A 23,108-nucleotide genomic window follows, 5' to 3' on the forward strand; every position below is an offset into this window, starting at 1 on the left:
CCCGCCGACGGGCTCAGATCTCCAGTTCCCGAGCCACGGCGTGGACGAGCTCCGCGATCGTGCGTGCGCTCTTCTTGTCCGGGAACCGGCCGCGCCTCAGCTCGGGCTGCACCTTCGCCTCGAGCACCTTGATCATGTCTTCGACGAGGCCGTGCAGCTCCTCGGCGGGCCGCCGGCGCAGCTCCGCCACGGACGGCGGGGCATCCAGGATCTTCACCTGGAGCGCCTGGTTGCCCTTGCGGCTCTCCACGACGCCGAACTCGACCCGCTGACCGGTCTTGAGGTCGGCCACGCCGGTCGGCAGGGCTGCCTTGTGTACGAACACGTCACCACCGTCGTCACGGGTCAGGAAACCGAAGCCCTTGTCCGTGTCGTACCACTTCACACGCCCCGTCGGCACCGCTCGCCCTCGTCTTCTCGTTTCGAAGGGACAACCGCCCGCTCGTCACCGGACCGGGCATCCGACACAAGGCTAACCAGTAGCGCCCAGCGGACCAACCGAGATCCCGGCCGCCGTCCACCATGTCGGAAAGGCTCGCAGGTCGGGCAGGACGACGGCCGCTCCGGCCGCGTGGAGCGCCTCGGCGTCACACGGACCGGTGGTCACCCCGACGCCGATCGCACCGCTCGCGTCGGCGGCGGCCATGTCGGCGACGTGGTCACCGACGTACACGGTCGCGCCGTGGGCGCGCAGGGCGACCGCCTTGCCCTCCGCCCAGGCGTCGCCGACCAGTACGTCGACCGCCAGGCCGAGGTGGTCGAGGTGCAGCCGGGCGAGCGACGCCCGCTTGGCGGTCACCACGATGACCCGGCCGCCGGCCGCCCGTACCGTGGCGAGCGCCTCGGCGACGCCGGGCAGCAGCGGGGTCGGGGCGATGGCCTCGCCCGGGTAGAGCGACCGGTAGAGCGCGATCGCGTCGTCGATGCGGTCCGGAGGGAACCAGTTGGCCATCTCGTGGCGGAGCGGCGGCCCGAGGCGGCCGACGGCGGCGTCCACGTCGATGTACACGCCGGTACGGGCCGACAGCACCCGGTATGTCGCCGCGATTCCCGGCCGGCTGTCGATCAACGTCATGTCGAGGTCGAAGCCGACGGTCAGCGGTGCGGGCCCGGCTGCCGGGCCCGCACCGCTCAGCGGCTCTCCGGCCGCGCCGGTCAGTGGCTCTTCGCCCAAGGGTTCTCGGTCGGGTGCAGGTAGACCAGCGAGCTGACCGGCAGCGGGAAGGTCACGTCGTCGCCGAACGGGGACGCCGCGGCCGGCCGGTCGGACAGGAACTCGTTCACCGGAAGGTGCCCGTCCGGCACGGCGCCCTTCTGCTTGCGGGACGTGCCGGTTACCGCCGAGGAAGTCATCTGAAATCCTTTCGTGACTACGCCCGGCTAGTTTGCCACGACGTCGTGGCCGTTCACGCCACCGGACCGGCCGTGCCGCGGATCTCCGCCACGCCGACATCGTCGCCGCCCGACGCGCGCCGACCGGGGGCGGCTAGCGTAAATCCCGATGGCCGTCACACTTGCCGATCACCTGCGCGCGCTGCCCGACCCCGATCTGGCTGCGCTCATCGCGCTGCGCCCGGATCTTGTCGTGCCCGTACCGGGGGACATCTCGGCGCTCGCGCTCCGTGCCCAGTCGCGGCTCTCGGCCGCCCGTGCCCTCGACGGGCTCGACCGGTTCACCCTCGAGGTGCTCGACGCGGTGCGGCTGACCCGCGACCCCGAGACGGGCGTCACCTCGGTGGAAGCGGTACTCCTGCGCACCGGCGAGGGCGGGGTCGAGCCCGCCGCCGTACGGGAGGCGCTCGGCCGGCTGCGTGCGCGCTCGCTGATCTACGGGTCGGACGCGACGCTGCACGTGGCGGCCGGGGTGGACGAGGTCTGCTCGCCGTACCCGGCGGGCCTGGGCCGGCCGGCGATCGACCTCGACGCCGAGGCGGCCGTCCTGGTCGCCGACGCCGCCCGGCTGCGCCGCGCGCTGCTGGCCGCTCCCCCGGCCGCCCGCGCCGTCCTCGACCGGCTCGCCGCCGGCCCGCCGGTGGGTACCGTCGCGCGGTCGGCGCTGGCCGACCCGGACTCCGAGTCGCCGGTGCGCTGGCTGGTCGACCATCACCTGCTGGTACCGGTGGCTCCGGAGTCGGTCGAGCTTCCCCGCGAGGTCGCGCTGCTGCTGCGCCGGGAGACCGGCCCGCTGGGGGTGCTGCACCCGACGCCGCCGGACGTCGACGCGCCGGTACGGGAGATCGCGGCGGTCGACCGGGCCGGGGCCGGGCAGGCCATGGAGATCGTCCGGCACACCGAGGCCCTCGTCGACGTGCTCGCGGCCGAACCGGCGCCGGTCCTGCGCTCCGGCGGCCTGGGCGTGCGCGAGCTGCGCCGGCTGGCCCGCGCCACGGGGCTCACCGAGCCGGTGGCCGCGCTGCTGCTGGAGGTGGCGTACGCGGCCGGCCTGCTCGGCGAGTCGGGCGGGGAGACCGGGGACGCCGTGATCCTGCCGGCAGCGGGCTTCGACGCCTGGCGGATCACCTCGCTCGCGCAGCGCTGGGCCCGCCTGGCCGGCGCCTGGCTGCTCATGCACCGGATGCCCAGTCTCGTGGGCCAACGCGACGACCGCGACCGGATCCTGCCCGCCCTGTCGGCCGACATCGAACGCATTGGCGCTCCGGCCCAGCGCCGCGCGGCCCTGGGCGTACTGGCGGACCTGCCGCCCGGGTCGACGCCGTCGACCGAGGACGTCCGGGCGGTCCTGGACTGGCGCTCGCCGCGGCGGGTGGGGCGGGCCGCGGTGTCGGCCGGGTACGACACCGCCCTCGACGAGGCGGCCACGCTCGGGCTGACCGGGCTCGGTGCGCTCACCACATACGCCAGGTCCCTGCTGGTGGAGGTGGAGTCGGCCGAGCACGCCGACCCGGACACCGACCCGCTCGGGGTCGGTCCCGAGGCACCGCCGTCGGCGGCGGTCGAGGCGCTCGACGCGCTGCTGCCGGCGCCGGTCGACCACGTACTGGTCCAGGCCGATCTCACGATCGTGGTGCCCGGGCCACCGGAGCCGGGGCTCGCCGCCGAGTTGACGCTGGTGGCCGAGGCCGAGTCGCCGAGCGTCTACCGGGTCACGTCCGACTCGGTACGCCGGGCCCTGGACATCGGGTACGCGGCGGCCGATCTGCACGCGCTGTTCGCGCGGCGGTCGCGCACCCCGGTACCGCAGGCACTCACGTACCTCGTCGACGACGTGTCCCGTCGCCACGGCGGCCTGCGGGTCGGGTCGGCCGGGGCGTACCTGCGCGGCGACGACGAGGCGGTACTCGCCGAGGTCCTCGCCGACCGGCGGCTGTCGGTGCTCGGCCTGCGCCGGCTGGCCCCGACGGTCCTGATCAGCCCGTACGCACCGGCCCGGCTGCTGTCGGCGCTACGGGAGGCCGGCTACTCGCCGGTACCCGAGGACGCGACCGGTGCGGCCGTGCTGACCCGCCCGAGGTCACCCCGTGCGCCCGCCCGTCCGGCGGTACCGAGCGGGCGGGTCGACGACCCGCTGGCCCAGCCGCGCCTGACCCCCGCCCTGCTCGCCGGCATCGTGGAACAGCTGCGCCGGGGCGACGCGGCGACGCGGGCGGCCCGCCGGGTACCGGCGACGGTGCGCGGTCACGGTGGGACGGCCGGGGCGGCCGGGGCGCAGGCGCACACCCAGGCGATGGCGGTGCTCCAGCAGGCGCTGCGGGACAAGTCCCGGGTCTGGGTCGGGTACGTCGACGCGCACGGCGCCACCAACTCGCGGCTGGTCCGCCCGGTGTCGATGGGCGCCGGGTACCTGCGCGCCGAGGACGAACGTACCGAGATGCTGCACACGTTCGCGCTGCACCGCATCACCGCGGCGGTACCCGAGGAGTCGACGCCGTGACCGTCAGCCCTCCATGACGATCACTGGCCGGCTCAGGTGCCGGGGCGGTTGCCGAAGACCTGCACGGTGGTGCCGACGGATCCGAGCTTCCACAGCGCCACGGCGTCGGCGTGCAGCAGGTTCACACAGCCGTGGGAACCGAGCGCACCGTCATGGATGTACGTCGTGGTCTCGTGGAAGCCGATCCCACCGTTGAACGCCTGCCAGTACGGCAGCCAGACCTTGTACGGTACGGACCACTCGCGCTGGTTGCGGCCGTAGATCCGGTACGTACCGGTCGGGGTCTGGTACCCGCCGCGCATGCCGGTACGGATCACCGTCGGCCCCCACACCACGGCACCGTTCCGCACCGCCCACGCCGTCTGCTGGGTGAGGTCGACGCAGATCGTCAGCGCCGGGCCGTCGACCCGGCACTTCGCCCGCTCCTCGGCGTCCATGCTGGTGACGATGCGCCGGGCGACGCCGGCGGTGGTGGGGCCGGCGCGGCCCTCGGCCGGGCTGATGCCGTACCGGTCCTGGAACTTGCTGATCGCGGCGCAGTCGGCGGCGGTCTGGACGCCGTCGACGACCACCGGCCCGTACCCGTCGAGCCGGGCCAGGTAGCTCTCGACCTCCTGCTGGCGCTCGCCGTCCCGGCACTCGGCCGGTACCGGCGGCGGGGCGGCCGGATCCGCGGCGGTGACCGCCGGATCCGGCGCGGCACTCGTCGTGCCGGGCACGGGCGTCGCGTCCCGTGACGACGTGGTGCCGGGCGAGGCGCTCTCCCCCGTTGTGCCGGCCGCACCCACCGCGCGGTTGTGTCCGCCCACGGTGGTGACCGACCCGAACGCGTACGCCCCGGCACCCACGACGACGACCACGGCGGCGACACCGACCGTGACCACGAGCCGCAGTCCTCGCTTGCCCGCCATCTGTGCCTCCCCGCAGCCGTCTCACAAGCAAGACGCCGATGCCCCGCCGGAAGGTTGCACCCGAGATCGGAATCCGGCGCCACCGGCTCCGTGCCACACTGGAACGTCTGTCTTCCACGGAGGTCCCCTTGACCGACGGCCCGTTGATCGTCCAGTCCGACAAGACCCTGCTCCTCGAGGTCGACCACCCGGACGCGACCGCCTGCCGGATTGCCATCGCGCCGTTCGCGGAGCTGGAGCGCTCGCCGGAGCACGTGCACACCTACCGGCTGACCCCGCTCGGCCTGTGGAACGCCCGCGCCGCCGGCCACGACGCCGAGAGCGTGGTCGACGCGCTGCTGCGCTTCTCGCGGTACCCGGTGCCGCACGGGCTGCTGGTCGACGTCGCCGAGACGATGGACCGCTACGGCCGTCTCCAACTGCTCAACCACCCGACGCACGGCCTGGTCCTGCAGGCGTCCGACCGGGCGGTCCTGATCGAGGTCTCCCGGTCCAAGAAGCTCGCCGGCATGCTCGGCGCGAAGGTCGACGACGACACGGTCGCGGTGCACGGTAGCGAGCGGGGGCGCCTGAAGCAGGCGCTGCTCAAGCTGGGTTGGCCGGCCGAGGACCTGGCCGGTTACGTCGACGGCGAGGCGCACCCGATCAGCCTCGCCGAGGACGGCTGGAGCCTGCGCTCGTACCAGCGGGAGGCGGTGGACTCGTTCTGGGCCGGCGGTTCCGGCGTGGTCGTCCTGCCGTGCGGCGCCGGTAAGACCATGGTCGGCGCGGGTGCGATGGCCGAGGCCAAGGCGACCACGCTGATCCTGGTGACCAACACGGTCGCCGGTCACCAGTGGAAGCGCGAGCTGCTCGCCCGCACGTCGCTGACCGAAGAGGAGATCGGCGAGTACTCCGGGGAGCGCAAGGAGATCCGGCCGGTCACCATCGCCACGTACCAGGTGCTCACGTCCCGTCGCGGCGGTGCCTTCACCCATCTCGACCTGTTCAGCGCCCGCGACTGGGGCCTGGTCATCTACGACGAGGTGCACCTGCTGCCCGCGCCGATCTTCCGCTTCACCGCCGACCTCCAGGCCCGGCGCCGGCTCGGCCTCACCGCCACGCTGGTGCGCGAGGACGGCCGCGAGGGCGACGTGTTCAGCCTGATCGGGCCGAAGCGCTACGACGCGCCGTGGAAGGACATCGAGGCGCAGGGCTGGATCGCACCGGCCGACTGCACCGAGGTCCGGGTCACGCTCACCGACGAAGAGCGGATGACGTACGCGACGGCCGAGACCGAGGAGCGCTACCGGTTCGCGGCGACGGCCCGGACGAAGCTACCGGTGGTCAAGGCGCTGGTCGACAAGCACGCCGGCGACCAGGTCCTCGTCATCGGTGCCTACATCGACCAGTTGCAGCAGCTCAGCGAGTACCTCGACGCGCCCGTGGTGCAGGGTTCGACGACCACGAAGGAGCGCGAGCGCCTGTTCGACGAGTTCCGGTCGGGTGCGCTGAGCACGTTGGTGATCTCCCGGGTCGGCAACTTCTCGATCGACCTGCCGGAGGCGGCGGTGGCGATCCAGGTGTCGGGCACGTACGGCTCCCGGCAGGAGGAGGCCCAGCGCCTCGGCCGGGTACTGCGCCCGAAGGCCGACGGCCGCCAGGCCCACTTCTACACGGTCGTCTCGCGGGACACCATCGACACCGAGTACGCCGCGCACCGGCAGCGGTTCCTGGCCGAGCAGGGCTACGCGTACACCATCGTCGACGCCGACGACGTGCTGTCCGCTTGACGTTTTCCCCGCTCCCCGCCGCGCACACCGCAATGTCGCACATACCGCTGCTTCCGGCGCTCCGATAGCAGCAATATGTGCGACATTGTGCGGATCTTGGAGCGCGAGGAACAGCGCCGATCTCGAGCGCGGATCACGCTGCCGGGAAGAGCGCGGATCACGCTGCCGGGAAGCCGGCCTCGAGGTGTCCCAGCGCCTCGTCGATCAACGTCGACAGGTCCTGCTCGCCATCGCTTTCGAGCCAGGTGAACACGGCGACGAGCAGTATGCCGAGGCAGGCGCCCGCGAGTGCCCGTACCCCGAAGTCGTCCGGCTCACGACCGGCTCGCCGCGCCAGCGGCCCGGCGAGCACGTCGACCGTGCCGGTGAGGTTGTCGACGATCCGGGCGCGCAGCGCGGGTACCGACATCGAGAGCCGGCCCCGCTCCAGGACCTTCGCGGTCTCGGCCGGGCCCAGCTTCGCGAACGCGGCACGGATGGCGTGCCGCAGCGCCGGCACCGCCGCGAGCTCGGCCGGCGCCGACTCGAGCTCGGCGATGAGGAGCGGGTCGTACTCGTCCTGGACGACCACGTCCTCCTTGGTCGGGAAGTAGCGGAAGAACGTGCTGGGCGACACCTCCGCCGCGGCCGCGATCTGCTCCACGGTCGTGGCGTCGTAGCCCTGCTCGGCGAACAGGCGCAGCGCGTGCTCCTGGATCGCCCAGCGCGTCTTCTGCTTCTTGCGTTCCCGCAACCCGGGTCCTGGTGAGCCCATGCTCACGATTGTCCCTTACGGCACCTTCACCGAGATCTGCTCCTCGGCGGTGGCCGGGCGCCCGGCCCGGGACGGCAGGAACGCGGCCGTGAGAACCGCGCCGAGCAACGCCACGCCGCCGCAGGCGAGCAGAACCACGTCCATGGCGTGGACGTACGCGGTCCGCGCGCTCGCCGCGAGCGCGGCGTCGTGCAGGCGGCCGGCGACGGCCACCGCGCCCGCGACGGAGCCTCTGGCGGCGTCCGCGGCCTGCGCGGGTAGGCCGGTCACGACGAGACGGTCGGTGTACGCACCCGCCAGCAGGCTGCCCAGCAGCGCCACCCCGAGCGCCCCGCCGACCTGGCGCAGCGCCATGGTCAGCGCACTGCCCGCGCCGGAGCGCTCGGGCGGCAGGTCGCCGAGGACCGCGTCCATCGCGGGCGCGAGGGTGAGGCCGGTGCCGCACCCCACGATTGTCAGCCAGACCGCCGCATGCCCGTATCCGTTGTGGACTCCCGTGGTGGCGCCCAGCGCGAGACCACCGGCGATGAGCAGCAGGCCGGTGGTGACCGGCACCTTCGCGCCGAGTCCGCGGCCGACCATCTCGCTCACCCGGGCACCGATGATCAGCCCCGCCATCATCGGCAGCAGCCGCAGACCGGTGCCCAGCGCGTCGTTCCCGCGTACGTCCTGCAGGTACTGCGGCACCACGAACAACAGCCCGAACAGGGCGAACGTCGCGAGGGTGAGCGCGGCAGCACCCCACAGGAACCGGGGACGGGCGAACAGCCCGAGATCGATCATCGGCTCCGCGGTGCGTCGCTCCCACGCCACGAACACCGCGAGCAGTGCCGCGCCGGCCACCATCGAGGCCACGACCAGCCCGTCGTCCCAGCCGCGTCGGGGGATCTCGATGACCCCGTACACGAAGCTGACCAGGCCCGCGGTGGACAGCACGCCGCCGAGCGCGTCGACGCGGCGCGGCGCGGGGTCACGCGACTCGGGTACCAGCGCGCCGATGGCGAGCAGCCCGAGCGCCGCCACCGGCACGTTGACCAGGAAGATCGACCCCCACCAGAAGTGGCGGAGCAGATAGCCACCGATGATCGGGCCGAGCGGGATACCGAGGCCCATGCCGATCGCGGCGTACGAGATCGCCTTCGTCCGCTCGTGCGGCGCGAACATCACCGGGAGCACGGCCATCCCGATCGGAGTCAGGACCGCGGCGGCGAGGCCCATCAGGGCGCGGGCGGCGATCAGCGCGCCGACCGACCCGGCGCAGGTGGCCACCACCGACGCCCCGCCGAAGAGCGCCAGCCCGAGGAGCAGCAGGCGCTTGCGCCCGTACCGGTCGCCGAGGGCGCCCATCGGCAGCAGCAGACCGGCGAAGACCAGGGTGTACGCGTTGACGATCCACTGCAGGCCGTCGGTACCGGTGTGCAGCGCGGTGGCCAGGGTCGGCAGCGCGACGTTGAGGATCGTCGCGTCGAACCCGATGGTGAGCATGCTCAGCATGATCGCGGCGAGCGCCCACCAGCGACGACTGTCGGTCATGGCAGCTACTCCTAACTGGAAGACAGTATGAAGTGAGAGTAGCTTCCAGAATCTGCGGACACAACGAATCGGACACAACGAAAGGGCGCCCGGCGTGCAGCCGGGCGCCCGAGGTCGCGGAAATTGACTAGCGGCGGAGCTCCGCCGCGAGCAACTCGGCGATCTGCGCGGTGTTCAGCGCCGCACCCTTGCGCAGGTTGTCGCCGGTGACGAACAGGTCGAGCGCGCGCGGGTCGTCCAGCGAACGCCGGATCCGGCCGACCCACGAGGGGTCGGTGCCCACCGCGTCGATCGGCATCGGGAACTCGCCGGCGGCCGGGTCGTCGACCAGGATCACGCCGGGCGCGTTCTGCAGCACCTCGCGCGCGCCCTCGGCATCGACCTCCGCGCCGAACACGGCGTGGACCGCGACCGAGTGCCCGGTCACCACGGGTACGCGGACACAGGTCGCCGAGACCTTCAGGTCGGGCAGACCGAGGATCTTGCGCGACTCGTTGCGCATCTTCAGCTCTTCGCTGGACCAGCCGGCGTCGCGGAGCGTGCCGGCCCACGGCACCACGTTGAGCGCGAGCGGCGCGGGGAACGGCCCGAGGTCGTCGCCGACGGCCTGCCGAACGTTGCCGGAGCGGGAGCCGAGGCTCCGGTCACCGCCGACCCGGTCCATCTGGTCGAGCAGGGTGTCGATGCCAGTCTTGCCGGCCCCCGAGACCGCCTGGTAACTGGCGAGCACCAGCTCCTTGAGCCCGTACTCGCGGTGCAGCGCCGCGATCGCGACGATCATCGCGAGGGTGGTGCAGTTGGGGTTGGCGATGATCCCCTTCGGCCGGTTACGCACCTGCTCGGGGTTGACCTCGGGCACCACCAGCGGCACGTCGGGGTCCATCCGGAACGCGCCGGAGTTGTCGACGACGACCGCGCCGTACTTCGCCGCGATCGGCGCCCACTCCATGGAGACCTCGTCCGGCACGTCGAACATGGCGACGTCGACGCCGTCGAAGACCTCCGGCGACAGGGCCCGGACGGTCAGCTCCTCACCGCGGACCACCATGGTGCGCCCGGCCGACCGCTCCGACGCGACCAGCCGGATCTCGCCCCACCTGTTCTTGCGCGAGGACAGCAGCTCGCACATGACGGTGCCGACGGCGCCGGTCGCCCCGACCACCGCCAGGGTCGGCAGCGGGCGCACCGAGGTCACCTCCCGGTCCCGGCGTAGACGACCGCCTCCTCGTCACCACCCAGTTCGAATGCGTCGTGGATCACGCGGACCGCGGCGTCGAGGTCGGTGTCGCGACAGACCACGGAGACCCGGATCTCCGAGGTCGAGATCATCTCGATGTTGATCCCCGCGTCGGCCATCGCCGAGAAGAAGGTCGCCGCCACGCCCGGGTGCGAACGCATGCCGGCACCGATGAGCGAGACCTTGCCGATGTGGTCGTCGTAGAGCAGGCCCTTGAAGCCGATCTTCTCCTGCACCTTGCCGAGCGCCGCCATCGCGGTCGGACCGTCGGTCTTGGGCAGGGTGAAGGAGATGTCGGTGCGCCCCGTCGACTCGGTCGAGACGTTCTGCACGATCATGTCGATGTTGCTCTCGGCACTCGCGACGGTCTCGAACACCCGCGCGGCGACGCCCGGCTCGTCGGGCACGCCGACGATCGTGATCTTCGCCTCGCTCCGGTCGTGGGCGACACCGGTGATCATTGCCTGTTCCACGGGAACGTCCTCCATCGAGCCGGTCACCATCGTGCCCGGGTTGTTTGTGTACGAGGAGCGCACGTGGATCGGGATCCCGAACCGCCGCGCGTACTCCACACAGCGAAGCATGAGCACCTTGGCGCCGCACGCCGCGAGTTCGAGCATCTCCTCGTACGTGATCTCCTTGATGTGCCGGGCGTTCGGCACGATCCGCGGGTCGGCGGTGAACACGCCGTCCACATCGGTGTAGATCTCGCAGACGTCGGCGTGCAGCGCCGCGGCGAGCGCGACGGCGGTCGTGTCGCTGCCACCACGCCCCAGCGTCGTGATGTCCTTGGTGTCCTGGGAGACGCCCTGGAAGCCGGCGACGATGGCGATGGCGCCCTCGTCGAGCGCGCCGCGCAGCCGGCCGGGCGTCACGTCGATGATCCGGGCCTTGCCGTGCGTCGAGGTGGTGAGCACGCCGGCCTGCGAGCCGGTGTACGACCGGGCCTCGTACCCCAGGTTGTGGATCGCCATGGCCAGCAGCGCCATGGAGATCCGCTCCCCGGCGGTGAGCAGCATGTCCAGCTCTCGCCCCGGCGGTAGCGGGCTGACCTGATGGGCGAGATCGAGCAGCTCGTCGGTCGTGTCACCCATGGCCGAGACGACCACGACGACCTCGTTGCCGGCCTTGCGGGCGGCGACGATACGCTCGGCGACCCGCTTGATGCGTTCGGCGGTTGCCACGGACGAGCCACCGTATTTCTGGACGACCAGCGCCACCTCGGTCAGCTCCCTTCACACGTGCCAACGCCGCCGGTGATCTCCCTCCGCGGTGAGGACGAAGCCGGCGGCGCTATCGGGACAACCCGAGCGTACCGGCGCCGCGAATCCGCCGGGAGTGGCGTTCCCACGATCCGACCTCGAACCACGCCACAATGACCCCATGCGGCGCCTCAAGGCTTCGATACCCGTCCTCGTCATGGCGACGCTCCTGACGTCCGGGTGCGCGGGTTCGCGGAACTCGCCGGCGGCCGCGGCCGGCGACCTGCCGCCGCCGTCGGCCTCCCCGCTCGATCCGCGCATCCAACTGGCCGGCCTCGTCGCCGCGGCCAAGGACCGCCGGTTCAGCGCCGGGTACACCTTCACCCCGCCGGGGCAGGCGCCCCGTACGGTCACGGTCGAGCTGGCCGCCGACGGCTCCTGGCGGGTGGAGGTGCCGGGCGGGGCGCTCGGCGGCCAGGCCACCGTCGCGCTGGTGGGCAACGCCACGGGGCTGTACCAGTGCCGGGTGTCCGGCGCGAGCCCGAGCTGCGTGAAGGCCGCGGACCCCGACGGCACGCTGCCGCCGTCGGCCGACCCCCGGGTGCAGCACCCGCTGGTGGACTGGCTGGATCCGCTGACCGACCGCACGTCGGCGCTGTCGGTGACGGTCGCGCCGGCGCCGGCCGGCGCCCGGGGTACGTGCTTCTCCGTCGAGGCCAACACCGCGGCCCTGACGGCCCCGGTCGACCCGGGCGTCTACTGCTACGACACCGACGGCACGCTGACCGCCGTCAAGGCCGGCTTCGGCTCGCTGGTTCTGGCGAGCACGCCGGCGCCGGCACCGGCGACCGTGGCACTGCCCGGACCCGTCACCGCCGGTGCGCCGTTGCCGACCGCCGCGGCGGGCGCCGGCTCCACGCCCTAGCCCCGCTCTGTGTCCCATTTAATGGGATCGGATTCCAGCCACCGAGCGCCCACCTCGCCGACCAGCACCGATGTGACCAGTACTATCCCCTGACGGGCTGACATCGGCGCCGACAGTCATGTACCGTGGCAGGCGTCATGTGGCAGGCGCGCCTTCTTCCGTGCCGCGACGAGGCCCCATCCGGCCGGCACCTCGTCGCGGTGTGCACCCGCGCCATCGCCTGAGAGCGCCGAGCGCAGCCGGTCGATCCCCTCGTATGGATCGTCCCCATCCCATGACTTTCTGGAGTCTTTTCATGTCTCATGACGTATCGGCTGACGCATCGACCACCGCCGGCACCATCGGCCACCAGCAGCCCAGTCGGCTGCCCGTGCACCGCTACCAGCCGTACCACGAGCAGTTCTCGGTCGACCTGCCCGACCGCCAGTGGCCGGGCCGCCACGTCACCCGGGCGCCCCGCTGGTGCGCGGTCGACCTCCGCGACGGCAACCAGGCACTGATCGACCCCATGTCCGTCGAGCGCAAGCGCCGGATGTTCAACCTGCTCGTCGCCATGGGATACAAGGAGATCGAGGTCGGCTTCCCGGCGGCCAGCCAGACCGACTACGACTTCGTCCGCCTGCTGATCGAGTCCGATCTCATCCCCGACGACGTCACGATCCAGGTCCTGGTGCAGTGCCGCGATCACCTCATCGAGCGCACCTTCGACTCGCTGCGCGGGGCGAAGCGCGCCATCGTGCACTTCTACAACTCCACCTCGACGCTGCAGCGGCGTGTCGTGTTCGGCCTGGACAAGGCCGGGATCACCGACATCGCCACCAGTGGCGCGCGGCTGTGCCAGAAGTACGCCGAGGCGATCACGCCGGACACCGAGATCTTCTACGAGTACTCGCCCGAGTCGTACACCGGCACCGAACTGGACTACGCGCTGGAGGTGTGCAGCGCCGTCATCGACGTGTTGCAGCCGACGCCGGACCGGCCACTGATCGTCAACCTACCGGCCACGGTCGAGATGGCCACGCCCAACGTGTACGCCGACTCGATCGAGTGGATGTCGCGCCGCCTGCCGCACCGCCAGTCGGTCGTGCTGTCGGTACACCCGCACAACGACCGGGGTACCGCGGTGGCCGCCACCGAACTGGCGCTGCTGGCCGGCGCGGACCGGGTCGAGGGCTGCCTGTTCGGCAACGGCGAACGCACCGGCAACGTCGACCTGGTCACGCTGGGGCTCAACCTGTTCAGCCAGGGCATCGACCCGCAGATCGACTTCTCCGACATCGACGAGGTGAAGCGCACCGTCGAGTACTGCAACCAGCTCCCGGTGCACGAGCGGCACCCGTACGCCGGCGACCTGGTCTACACCGCCTTCTCCGGCTCCCACCAGGACGCGATCAAGAAGGGCTTCGAGGCACTGGAGCGCGACGCGGCCACCGCCGGCGTACCCGTCGACCAGTTCACCTGGGGGGTTCCGTACCTGCCGATCGACCCGAAGGACGTGGGCCGCTCCTACGAGGCGGTCATCCGGGTCAACTCGCAGTCGGGCAAGGGCGGCGTCGCCTACATCATGAAGGCCGAGCACCAGCTCGACCTGCCCCGCCGGCTGCAGATCGAGTTCTCCGGCGTGGTGCAGCGCCACACCGACGACGAGGGCGGCGAGGTCGACCCGCGCGAGATGTGGGACATCTTCGCCGGCGAGTACCTGCGCTCCGGCCGGCTCGCGCTGCGCGACTACGACAGCGCGACCGTCGACGACAAGGTCGAGGTGTCGGCGGTCATCGAGTTCGACGGGGTACGGCACACCCTCGACGGGCGCGGCAACGGCCCGATCGAGGCGTTCGTCAACGCGCTGTCCGGGGTGGACCTGGACGTCCGGGTACTCGACTACGCCGAGCACGCCCTGACGGCCGGCGAGAACGCGCAGGCGGCCGCGTACGTGGAGTGCTCGGTCAACGGGCAGACGTACTGGGGCGTCGGCGTCGACGCGAACATCCTCACGGCGTCGCTGCGCGCCGTGGTGAGCGCCGTCAACCGCGGCGTCTGACCACCCGCTCCGGATTTCCTGCCCGTCGCCCCTGGCCACCACGCCGGTGACCAGGGGCGACGGGACAACCACGATCACAGGTGTCGAAGTTGTGACGAATACGGCGCCGTGTCGTGCTGGCCGTAACCGCTCCTCATCATCCACATTGACGGGTATGCGCGCCCCTCGCCTTCTCGCCGCCCTCCTCACCGTCGCCGCCGCGGTACCGGCTGCCGCATGCACCGTCCAGAGCGGTACGCCGACTCCGACCGCCCCGTCCGCCTCGGCGGCCTCGGCCGACCCGTCCCGGGCCCGGCAGGAACTCGACGGCCTCACCGTCGCCGCACCGCAGTCCATGGCCGGCTACAGCCGGGACCGGTTCCCCCACTGGAGCCAGCAGGGCAACGGCTGCGACACCCGCGAGTACGTACTCAAACGGGACGGCACGTCGGTACAGACCAGCCAGAACTGCAAGGCCACCAGTGGGCGGTGGCTCAGCCGGTACGACAACAAGACGGCCACCGAAGCGAACACGCTCGACATCGACCACATGGTCCCGCTGGCGAACGCCTGGCGCTCCGGAGCCAACTCCTGGACCGACGACAAGCGCTCGCAGTTCGCCAACGACATCACCCGCCCGCAGCTGTTCGCCGTTTCGGCGAGCGTCAACAGGGCAAAAGGTGACCAGGACCCGTCACAGTGGAAGCCGCCCTACCACGGGTACTGGTGCGAGTACGCGCAGAACTGGGTGACCGTCAAGAAGTACTGGCAGCTGACGGTGACCCAGGCGGAGAAGGCGGCCCTCGTCGACATGTTGGGGACGTGTTAGTGGCAGAGCAGCGGACAACCGACATCAAGGCCGGCCCCGGCGGCGTGATGACCGACGAGGTCGGCGTCGTGACCGGCGACCTCACCCTGCGGACCGAACTGGACGACTCCGGCGACGCGGCGCTCCGGGTGCAGTACAAGGACGCGGCCGAGTGGTACACCGTCACCGGAGGTAAGGCCAGGCTGGCCGATCCGGCCGACCTCGATGCGGTCCACGGCATCGCGGTCGGCCTGCTCAACCGCCCGGAGGGCTGACCGGTGACGAAGGGCGCCCCGCAACACGGGACCGTGTCACGGGGCGCCCTTGGTCACCGCGCTACAGCGCGGGCCCGGCCACGGTGTCCGGCGGAATCTCGGCCGCCGCCTGCTGGGCCGCCATCCGCCCCTGCGGGGTGCGCTCCACCTCGGTCACCGGGAAGTGGCAGGCGACCTGGTGCCCGGGGGCGATCTCGCGCAGCGGCGGCACCTCCTGGGCGCACCTGTCCTGCGCCTTCCAGCAGCGGGTACGGAACCGGCAGCCGGACGGCGGGTCGATGGGGCTGGGCACGTCGCCGGTGAGCAGGACCCGTTCCCGCTGGGCCCGGTCGCGCCGGGAGGGGTCCGGCACCGGGACCGCCGACAGCAGCGCCAGCGTGTACGGGTGGAACGGGCTGGCGTACAGCGCGTCCCGGTCGGCCACCTCGACCATCTTGCCCAGGTACATCACCGCGACCCGGTCGGAGATGTGCCGCACCACCGACAGGTCGTGCGCGATGAACATGTACGTCAGGTTCAGTTCGCGCTGCAGGTCGTCGAGCAGGTTGACCACCTGGGCCTGGATGGACACGTCCAGGGCGGACACCGGCTCGTCGGCGACGATCATCTTGGGCTTGAGCGCGAGCGCCCGGGCGATGCCGATGCGCTGGCGCTGGCCGCCGGAGAACTCGTGCGGGTACCGGTTGTAGTGCTCCGGGTTGAGCCCGACCAGTTCCAGTAGCTCCTGCACCGCGCGCTTGATCCCCTGCGGCGTCGGAATGTTCTGCACCCGCAGCGGCGCGCCGACGATCGTGCCGACGGTGTGCCGCGGGTTCAGCGACGAGTACGGATCCTGGAAGATCATCTGGATGTCACGGCGCAGCTTGCGCATCGCCCCCGTGGACAGGTGAGTGATGTCGCGCCCTTCGAAGGTGATCGAACCGCCGGTCGGCTCCAGCAGGCGGGTCACCAGCCGCCCGGTGGTCGACTTGCCGCAGCCGGACTCGCCCACCACGCCGAGCGTCTCACCGGTACGGACGGAGAAGTCGATCCCGTCGACCGCCCGCACGGCGCCGACCTTGCGCTGGACGAAGGCTCCCCGGGTGATCGGGAAGTGCTTCTCCAGCCCGCGGACCTCGAGCAGGGTTTCGGTCGCCGGGCGGGTCGCGGTGCGCTCGGTCTGGGTACTGCTAGCCACAGGGTGCTCCTTTTGCGAACGATCCGCGGTCACAGCGCCGGGGCGACGTCTTCAGCGAAGATCCGCTGGCGGTCCGCCGGCGGGATGTGGCAGGCGACGCCGTGGTCGCTGCCCTCCGTCAGCGTCGGGACCTCGGAGCGGCAGGGGATGCCGTTGTGTCCCGCGTACGGGCAGCGGGGGTGGAACGCGCAGCCGCTGGGCAGGTTGATCAGGCTCGGCGGCGTGCCCTTGACCGGGATGAGCCGGTCGCGCACCTCGCGGTCGACGCGGGGCATCGAGCCGAGCAGGCCCCAGGCGTACGGGTGCTCCGGACGGCGGAAGATCGTCTCGGCGGTGCCGTACTCGACCGACTTGCCGCCGTACATCACCAGGATGTCGTCGGCCAGCTCGGCGACCACGCCCAGGTCGTGCGTGATCATGATGACCGCCGAGTGGAACTCCTCCTGCAGGTCCCGGATGAGGTCGAGGATCTGCGCCTGCACCGTCACGTCGAGCGCCGTGGTCGGCTCGTCGGCGATGAGCAGCTCGGGGTTGTTCACCAGGGCCATCGCGATCATCGCACGCTGGCGCATACCGCCCGAGAACTGGTGCGGGTAGTCGTCCACCCGCTTCGCCGGCTGCGGGATGCCGACCCGGTCGAGCATGTCGATCGCGCGCTGGCGGGCGGCCTTCTTGGAGACGTTGTGGTGCACCCGGTACGCCTCGACGATCTGGGCGCCGACGGTGAAGTACGGGTGCATCGCGGTCAGCGGGTCCTGGAAGATCATCGCCATCCGCTTGCCGCGGAGCGAGCGCACCCGCTCCGGCGTGGCGGAGATGAGTTCCTCACCGTCGAGCCAGACCTCGCCGGACACCTTCGTCTTTCCCATCCGGTGCAGGCCGAGGATGCCCAGGCTGGTCACGCTCTTGCCGGAGCCGGACTCGCCCACGATGCCGAGGGTCTTGCCGCGCTCCAGGCTGAACGACAGGCCGTCCACCGCCTTGACCAGACCGTCGTCGGTCGGGAAGTGGATACGCAGGTTACGGACGTCGAGGAAGGGCTGTGCCCCGGACGGCTGGGAGCCGCCGGCCGCCGGCTGTCCACCAACAAGCAGATCGGTCGCCATGTCCACCCCTTTCATGAAAGCCGGACGCGCGGGTCGATCATGGCGTACACGATGTCGACGATGAAGTTCGCGAGCACGATGAAGAGCGCGCCGAAGAGCGTCACGCCCAGCACGACCGGCAGGTCCTTGGTGTTGACGGCGTCGATCGACAGGCGGCCGATGCCGGGGAGGCTGAACACGGACTCGGTGAGGATCGCGCCGCCGAGCACCGCGCCGAGGTCGAGGCCGAAGATGGTGACGATGGGCGTCAGGACCGAGCGCATCGCGTGCTTGCCGATGACCGTGCGCTCACGCAGGCCCTTCGCCCGGGCGGTGCGGATGTAGTCCTCACCGACCGTCTCGAGCATCTGGGCACGGGTCAGTCGGGCGTAGGTGGCCGCGTACAGCAGCGCGAGGGTGACCCAGCCGAGGAAGAGCTTGTTGGCCCAGCCGAAGGGGTCGTCGGCCAGGTTGACGTACTCCCCGCCCTTGAGCCAGTGCAGGTTGTGCACGAAGACCAACTGGGCGAGCAGGCCGGTGAAGTAGATGGGCAGCGACACACCGGCCAGCGCGACGACCATCATGACGCGGTCGAGGATCGATCCGCGCCGCAGCGCGGAGATGACGCCGGCGAGTACGCCACCGAGGAGCCAGATGACCGCGGCACCGACGGCAAGCGAGGCCGTCACCGGCAGGCGGTCGAGCAGCAGCGGCCAGACCGGGCGGTCGTTACGGAAGGAGTAGCCGAAGCAGGGCGCCGCGCAGTGCGTCTTGTCCGGACCGTTGTCGTAGTCCCGGCCGGCCACGAGGCCCTTCATGAACTCCCCATACTGCACGTAGACCGGCTTGTCGAGGCCGAGCTTGCGTGCGGTGGCCGCCACGTCCGCCGGCGTCGCCGACTTGCCGACGTACAGCTCGGCCGGATTGGAGCCGGCGAGCTTGGGGACCATGAAGAACACCCCGAACGTGACCATCGAAATGATGATCAGCAGTACGACCGAGGTCACCACCCGGCGAAGGATGTAATTGATCATGTTCTAGGCCTCGCGCCGGCCGGCGCCACGGGGGTTGCCCGCGGCGCCGGCCGGCGCGGTGGCCGTCACCTGCCTTCTACTACTCGCGCGAGAGGGGTAGGGACCGGCTCACTTGCCGTCGCTGAGACCCAGCTGACCGAAGCTCCACTCGCCCCAGTACTGGTCCTGGAAGACGTTGGTCAGCCGCGGGTTGCGGTAGTTGATCGCCTTCTCGTACACGAACGGCACCAGGGTCGCCGAGTCCATCACCTTGGCGTTGATCTGGCCCCAGATCTCCTGCGCCTTCTTGGCGTCCGGCTCGGCCTTGGCCTTGTCGATCAGGCTGTTGATCTCCGGGTCGTTCAGCTCCGGGTAGTTGTTGTTACCGCTCGGCAGGATCATCCGGCCGTCGACGAGCACGTCGAGGTAGCCGTAACCGGTCGGGAAGTCGGCCAGCCAGCCGGCGACCATGATCCCGTAGCCCTTGGCGTGCACGTTGGCGGGCGAGCCGATGGTCGACCGGAAGTACAGCGACGCGTCACCCTGGTCGATCGTGGCCTTGATGCCGACCGCCGCCAGCGACTGCTGGAGCGCCTCGGCCATCTTGGGCTCCTTGCCCTTGTTCCGGACCGCGATCTTGGTCTCGAAACCGTCCGGCTTGCCGCAGAGCTTCAGCTCCTCCTTGGCCTTCTCGACCTGGGGCTTGCCGCTCTTGGTGTTGTACGGGTCGAGGTTCGGGTCGTGCCCACCGATGTTCGGCGGCAGCATGTTGACGCCGATGTCACCGCCGTTCTCCGAACCACCGCGGGCGGTCTGGATCGCGGTCTTGTCCGTGGCGTACTGCACGGCCTTGCGGCAGTGGATGTTGTCGAACGGCGCGACCTGGGTGCTGAGCGCCGCGTAACGGATCGCACCGTTGTTCGGGGCGTCGGCGTTCTTCTTCAGGTTCGCGTCGAGCAGGATCTTGGCCTGGGCCGCCTGCTGCACACCGGTCTGCCCGAAGTCGAGGTCGAGCGTGCCGTCAAGCAGCTGCTTGTCGAGCTCGTCCGCGTTCATCTGGAGCGTCATCTCGATCCGGTCCGGCAGCGCCTTGCGGGTCTTGTCGGTGGCCGGGTCCCAGTGCGGGTTGCGCACCATCGTGAGCTTCTTGCCCGGGTCGAAGGTCTCGACCATGTACGGGCCGGTCGAGATCGGGTGGTCGGTGTACTTCTCACCGGTGTCCTTGGCCTTCGGCACCGCGCCGGCCGCCATGACCAGCAGGTACGGGAAGTCCGAGAAGGGCTGCGCCAGCTTGAAGGTGATGGTGGAGTCGTCCGGCGTCTGGACCGACTTCAGGCCCAGCTTCTCCGGGTCGGTGTCCTTGTACGGGCCGGGGTAGTTCTGCCCCTGGTCGAGCATCTCCTTCAGGTACGTCGGACCGCCGGAGAGCACGTCCTGCGCCCAGGTGCGCTCGATGCCGTACTTGACGTCCTTGGAGGTGACCGGCGTGCCGTCCTCGAACTTCAGGCCCTTCTTGAGCTTGAAGGTGTAGGTCAGCTTGTCGGCGCTGATCTCCGGCAGGGCCTCGGCCATGTCGGGCTCCAGGAGCAGCCCGTCCTTACCCGGCTTGGAGGCCGGGGTGATCAGCGTGCGGTTGTAGAACGACCGCATGAAGTTCTGGCCGGACGCGTAGTAGATCCGGGTCGGGTCGAGCGAGTCGACGTCCGAGGTGTACCCGAACCGCAGCGTGCCGCCCTTCTTGTCGGACGGGTTCACCACACCGGTGACACCGGCGTTGTATCCGGCGCTGCTCTTGGTGTCCTTGTCACTGGAAGAACCGCCGCCACCACAGGCGGTCAGTCCGAGAGCGACGGCGACCGTACCGGCCACCACCGCCCCTCTCTTGATCCTCACTGGATATTCCCTCCTTGTTTGCCACGGCCCTCCGGGGAGTTGGGCCATCGTGGCGGTAATGCGAGTGGGGTGGTGGGTGACCACCCGGGTCGAGTGGTCACCGGCCGGTTGGTCAGTGGTTTGCCGGTGGCGCCGAGCGCTCAGCGGTTCGCCCGTGGGGCCCGGCGTTCAGCGGTTCGCCCGTGGGGCCCGGTGCTCGGCGGTTCGACGTAGGGCCCGGCGCTCAGCGGTTCGACTTGGGGTCGAGCGCATCGCGCAGGCCGTCGCCGAAGAGGTTGAAGGCCAGCACGGTAATGAAGATCGCCATGCCGGGAACGAGCATGTACATCGGGTCGTGCTCGTAGTAGTTGACCGCGTCCGACAGCAGCCGGCCCCACGACGGGGTGGGCGACGGCACACCGACGCCGAGGAACGACAGGGCCGCCTCGAAGAGGATGTTCGTCGGGATGATCAACGTCGAGTAGACCAGGATCGGCGCCGCCAGGTTGGGCAGCAGTTCCCGGAAGATGATGCGGAAGTTGCTGGCGCCGATGCTCCGCGCCGCCTCGACGAACTCCCGCTCGCGCAGCGAGAGCGCCTGACCGCGCACGATGCGACCAATATAGGGCCAACTAAATCCGCCGATGATTAGTACGATGACGGTGACGCGGTACCAGTACGTCGGGGGGAGGACGGAGATCAGCGCGATCGCGAAGAGAATCAGCGGGAACGCCAGGATCAGGTCCATGAAGCGGCTGAACAGCGAGTCGACCCAGCCGCCGAAGAAGCCGGCGGTGATGCCGACCACGATACCGATGAACACCGCCAGCACCGTGGCGAGCAGCGCGATGAGCAGGGAGGTCTGTGCGCCGTAGATGATCTGGCTGAACAGGTCGCGACCGGTCACCGGCTGCACGCCGAGCAGGTAGTCCGCGCTGATCCCGCCCCAGGTCCCGATCGGCGGGATACCGCCGAGGTTCGCGTCGATCTTGTCCTGGTGGTACTCGTTCACCGGGTGGCCGAAGAACTTGTTGAGCACCGGCGCCAGGAGGGCGACCAGGATCAGGAAGACGATGACCACGCCGCCGCCGAGGGCGACCCTGTCGCGCTTGAGCCGCGTCCAGGCGATCCGGCCGAGCGAACGGCCCTCGATCGCCTGGCCGTTCGCGGCCGGCGTCTCCTCCTGCGCTGGCGGCGTCACATCGGTGCTCGATGTCACCGGTCCGACTGTCATGAACGCCGTGCCCCTCCTCCGACCGCCGCACGGAGCCACAGCAGCGACCGTCGGGGCATCACTGCCACGTCGGCGTAACCGGGGCCCGTTGCAGGCGGCAACCGATCTGGTCGCCCTTGCATGGACTCCTGCGGCTCCCAACCATAGGACACGCGTACCGTGACCTCGCAGGGAGTACAGCCGAAGACAGACTCGGTCAGTCGTCTTCGATGGGGGAACCCTGTCGCCCAGACTCCCTGGCGTCAAGTGCAGGATGCCCGGCCGTAACCAAGTTCAGGCCACACCGTGATGGTGGCGTGACCGCGAATCATCCGTTCGGCGGCCGGCCGCCACCCATGGGATGACAGCCGGTACAGCAACGGCTGTCCCGGATGCGCCGACGAACCGACGCCCGCCGGGCGCCCCGGTCGCGCGGTGGGCGTCGGTTCGCACGTGGCCGGTCGGTCAGATCGCGCGCCGGCCCTCGAACGCCCGGCCCAGCGTGATCTCGTCGGCGTACTCCAGGTCGCCGCCGACCGGAAGGCCGCTCGCCAGCCGGGTGACGTTCAACCCCATCGGCTTGACCAGCAGCGCCAGGTAGGTCGCGGTCGCCTCGCCCTCGGTGTTCGGGTCGGTGGCGAGGATCAGCTCCTTCACGTCACCGGCGGACAGCCGGGTCATCAGCTCGCGGACCTTGAGGTTGTCCGGTCCGACCCCCTCCAGCGGGTTGATCGCGCCGCCGAGCACGTGGTACCGGCCGCGGAACTCGCCGGTACGCTCGATCGCCACCACGTCCTTGGGCTCCTCGACCACGCACAGCACCTCGTTGGTGCGGCGCGGGTCGCGGCAGATCCGGCACTGCTCGGACTCGGCGACGTTGTAGCAGGTCGCGCAGAACTTCACCAGGTCCTTGACCCGGTGCAGCGCCGCGGCCAGCCGCTTGACGTCCACCGCGTCCGCGGCCAGGACGTGGAAGGCGATGCGCTGGGCACTCTTCGGCCCGATACCGGGTAACCGGCCGAGTTCGTCGATCAGATCCTGGATTGCGCCTTCGTACACGACCCGCCTACATTCCGGGGAGGCCGAGGCCGCCCGCGAGTGGACCCATCTTCTGCTCGGTGAGCGTGCGCGCCTGGTCCGCGGCGTTGTGCAGCGCGGCGAGCACCAGATCCTCGAGCGTCTCGACGTCGTCCGGGTCGACCGCCTTCGGGTCGATCTTCACACCGGTCACCTCGCCCGTGCCGGTCACCGTCACCGTGACCAGTCCACCACCGGCGGTACCGGTAAGCTCAGTCTCCGCGAGCTGAGCCTGGGCCGCAGCCATCTGCTGCTGCATCTTCTGAGCCTGCTTCATCAGCTGCTGCAGGTTCGGCTGTCCACCGGGGCGCACGGGTTACTCCTTCACGTCGACTGCGATTC

The 23,108-nt window shown here is 70.5% G+C and carries 20 protein-coding genes and 1 pseudogene; 6 read left to right on the forward strand and 15 right to left on the reverse strand.

The annotated features are described in order from the left end of the window. Positions 1–13: 13 nt before the first annotated feature. The 3 genes from ACNTMW_RS21265 to ACNTMW_RS21275 all read right to left on the reverse strand — a co-directional run bounded on the left by ACNTMW_RS21265 (position 14) and on the right by ACNTMW_RS21275 (position 1,353). Complete coding sequence (locus tag ACNTMW_RS21265) at positions 14–400, reverse strand: cold-shock protein (protein ID WP_426635466.1); 387 nt, start codon at positions 398–400, stop codon at positions 14–16. 72 nt (positions 401–472) lie between these two features. Further along, positions 473–1,075: an HAD family hydrolase gene (locus ACNTMW_RS21270; protein WP_426635536.1), complete on the reverse strand. Its 603-nt coding sequence runs from the start codon at positions 1,073–1,075 to the stop codon at positions 473–475. 80 nt (positions 1,076–1,155) lie between these two features. Further along, the gene (locus ACNTMW_RS21275; protein WP_426635467.1) at positions 1,156–1,353 is read right to left on the reverse strand and encodes a hypothetical protein; all 198 of its coding nucleotides are present in this window, start codon (positions 1,351–1,353) and stop codon (positions 1,156–1,158) included. Between the two features lie 148 nt (positions 1,354–1,501). On the opposite strand from ACNTMW_RS21275, the gene ACNTMW_RS21280 reads away from it, so the two are divergent. Then, a complete protein-coding gene (locus ACNTMW_RS21280; protein WP_426635468.1) occupies positions 1,502–3,892 on the forward strand; it encodes a helicase-associated domain-containing protein in 2,391 nt (796 codons plus the stop codon). Between the two features lie 32 nt (positions 3,893–3,924). Here the strand turns inward: ACNTMW_RS21280 and ACNTMW_RS21285 are convergent, their stop codons facing one another. After that, positions 3,925–4,803 (reverse strand): L,D-transpeptidase family protein, encoded by an 879-nt coding sequence (locus ACNTMW_RS21285; protein ID WP_426635469.1) that lies wholly within the window; start codon positions 4,801–4,803, stop codon positions 3,925–3,927. Positions 4,804–4,931: 128 nt separating this feature from the next. Between ACNTMW_RS21285 and ACNTMW_RS21290 the strand changes: the two genes are divergently transcribed. Further along, on the forward strand, positions 4,932–6,575 hold the full coding sequence (locus ACNTMW_RS21290) for a DNA repair helicase XPB (protein WP_426635470.1): 1,644 nt from the start codon (positions 4,932–4,934) through the stop codon (positions 6,573–6,575). Between the two features lie 157 nt (positions 6,576–6,732). Here the strand turns inward: ACNTMW_RS21290 and ACNTMW_RS21295 are convergent, their stop codons facing one another. From ACNTMW_RS21295 to ACNTMW_RS21310, 4 genes are all read right to left on the reverse strand, one after another. Beyond that, positions 6,733–7,329, reverse strand: a complete 597-nt coding sequence (locus ACNTMW_RS21295) for an acyl-CoA-like ligand-binding transcription factor (RefSeq protein WP_426635471.1) — start codon at positions 7,327–7,329, stop codon at positions 6,733–6,735. A gap of 15 nt (positions 7,330–7,344) precedes the next feature. Then, positions 7,345–8,862 carry an MFS transporter gene (locus tag ACNTMW_RS21300; protein ID WP_426635472.1) on the reverse strand — a complete coding sequence of 506 codons (1,518 nt, stop codon included), beginning with the start codon at positions 8,860–8,862 and terminating at the stop codon, positions 7,345–7,347. Between the two features lie 127 nt (positions 8,863–8,989). Continuing rightward, on the reverse strand, positions 8,990–10,048 hold the full coding sequence (locus tag ACNTMW_RS21305; RefSeq protein WP_426635473.1) for an aspartate-semialdehyde dehydrogenase: 1,059 nt from the start codon (positions 10,046–10,048) through the stop codon (positions 8,990–8,992). 5 nt (positions 10,049–10,053) lie between these two features. Next, on the reverse strand, positions 10,054–11,319 hold the full coding sequence (locus ACNTMW_RS21310) for an aspartate kinase (RefSeq protein WP_426635474.1): 1,266 nt from the start codon (positions 11,317–11,319) through the stop codon (positions 10,054–10,056). Between the two features lie 163 nt (positions 11,320–11,482). Here ACNTMW_RS21310 and ACNTMW_RS21315 point away from each other — a divergent pair, with 163 nt between their 5' ends. From ACNTMW_RS21315 to ACNTMW_RS21330, 4 genes and pseudogenes are all read left to right on the forward strand, one after another. Beyond that, positions 11,483–12,226 carry a hypothetical protein gene (locus tag ACNTMW_RS21315; protein WP_426635475.1) on the forward strand — a complete coding sequence of 248 codons (744 nt, stop codon included), beginning with the start codon at positions 11,483–11,485 and terminating at the stop codon, positions 12,224–12,226. A 274-nt stretch (positions 12,227–12,500) separates the two neighbouring features. Beyond that, positions 12,501–14,267 carry a 2-isopropylmalate synthase gene (gene leuA, locus ACNTMW_RS21320; protein ID WP_426635476.1) on the forward strand — a complete coding sequence of 589 codons (1,767 nt, stop codon included), beginning with the start codon at positions 12,501–12,503 and terminating at the stop codon, positions 14,265–14,267. 145 nt (positions 14,268–14,412) lie between these two features. Continuing rightward, on the forward strand, positions 14,413–15,075 hold the full coding sequence (locus ACNTMW_RS21325) for an HNH endonuclease family protein (protein WP_426635477.1): 663 nt from the start codon (positions 14,413–14,415) through the stop codon (positions 15,073–15,075). Further along, positions 15,018–15,329: pseudogene (locus ACNTMW_RS21330) on the forward strand (hypothetical protein); the annotation flags it as partial. The gene ACNTMW_RS21325 and the pseudogene ACNTMW_RS21330, both read left to right, overlap by 58 nt. Before the next feature lie 61 nt (positions 15,330–15,390). Here the strand turns inward: ACNTMW_RS21330 and ACNTMW_RS21335 are convergent. The 7 genes from ACNTMW_RS21335 to ACNTMW_RS21365 all read right to left on the reverse strand — a co-directional run bounded on the left by ACNTMW_RS21335 (position 15,391) and on the right by ACNTMW_RS21365 (position 23,079). Further along, on the reverse strand, positions 15,391–16,506 hold the full coding sequence (locus ACNTMW_RS21335) for an ABC transporter ATP-binding protein (RefSeq protein WP_426635478.1): 1,116 nt from the start codon (positions 16,504–16,506) through the stop codon (positions 15,391–15,393). A gap of 29 nt (positions 16,507–16,535) precedes the next feature. After that, positions 16,536–17,612 carry an ABC transporter ATP-binding protein gene (locus ACNTMW_RS21340; RefSeq protein WP_426635479.1) on the reverse strand — a complete coding sequence of 359 codons (1,077 nt, stop codon included), beginning with the start codon at positions 17,610–17,612 and terminating at the stop codon, positions 16,536–16,538. Positions 17,613–17,623: 11 nt separating this feature from the next. Then, complete coding sequence (locus ACNTMW_RS21345) at positions 17,624–18,625, reverse strand: ABC transporter permease (protein ID WP_426635480.1); 1,002 nt, start codon at positions 18,623–18,625, stop codon at positions 17,624–17,626. Positions 18,626–18,733: 108 nt separating this feature from the next. Next, a complete protein-coding gene (locus ACNTMW_RS21350; protein ID WP_426635481.1) occupies positions 18,734–20,497 on the reverse strand; it encodes an ABC transporter substrate-binding protein in 1,764 nt (587 codons plus the stop codon). A gap of 223 nt (positions 20,498–20,720) precedes the next feature. Further along, positions 20,721–21,695 carry an ABC transporter permease gene (locus ACNTMW_RS21355; RefSeq protein ID WP_426635482.1) on the reverse strand — a complete coding sequence of 325 codons (975 nt, stop codon included), beginning with the start codon at positions 21,693–21,695 and terminating at the stop codon, positions 20,721–20,723. Positions 21,696–22,154: 459 nt separating this feature from the next. Beyond that, on the reverse strand, positions 22,155–22,748 hold the full coding sequence (recR, locus tag ACNTMW_RS21360; protein ID WP_426635483.1) for a recombination mediator RecR: 594 nt from the start codon (positions 22,746–22,748) through the stop codon (positions 22,155–22,157). 7 nt (positions 22,749–22,755) lie between these two features. Beyond that, on the reverse strand, positions 22,756–23,079 hold the full coding sequence (locus ACNTMW_RS21365; protein ID WP_426635484.1) for a YbaB/EbfC family nucleoid-associated protein: 324 nt from the start codon (positions 23,077–23,079) through the stop codon (positions 22,756–22,758). Between the last annotated feature and the right edge of the window lie 29 nt (positions 23,080–23,108).

Origin of the sequence: Planosporangium spinosum (assembly GCF_049999945.1) — a bacterium.
GTDB classification, from domain to species: domain Bacteria; phylum Actinomycetota; class Actinomycetes; order Mycobacteriales; family Micromonosporaceae; genus Planosporangium; species Planosporangium spinosum.